At 66.1% G+C, this 460-nt stretch carries 1 pseudogene; it reads left to right on the top strand.

Features of this window, described 5'->3' with window-relative positions:
* Window positions 1-460, top strand: a pseudogene (locus AUL36_RS23010) (homoserine dehydrogenase); the annotation flags it as partial.

Here is a 460-nt window from a genome sequence, read left to right on the forward strand (position 1 = left end):
CGGCTTCGACATCGTGTGCGCCGGCAAGGGCAAGAACAACCCGCTGAAGTTCGATGCGACGCCCGATGCCTATGAGGAGGAAGCGGCGCGGCGCAACATGAACGCGCGCATGCTGGTGGAGTTCGTGGACGGCTCCAAGACCATGATCGAGATGGTGGCGGTGGCCAATGCGACCGGCCTCGTGCCCGATGTTCCGGGCATGCACGGCCCGGCCGCGACGCGCGACGAGCTCGCCTCGGTTCTCTGCACGAAGGAGGACGGCGGCGTTCTCTCAGGGACCGGCAAGGTCGATTATTCGATCGGCAAGGGCGTCGCGCCCGGCGTCTTCTGCATCGTGAAGCCCCGGCACGAGCGTGTGCTGGAGCGCATGAGCGATCTGAAGATGGGTCCCGGCCCCAACTACACGATCTTCCGCCCCTACCACCTGACCTCGCTGGAAGTGCCGCTTTCGGCGGTGCGC

This window comes from Aureimonas sp. D3, from assembly GCF_001463805.1.
Taxonomy (GTDB): domain Bacteria; phylum Pseudomonadota; class Alphaproteobacteria; order Rhizobiales; family Rhizobiaceae; genus Aureimonas; species Aureimonas ureilytica_A.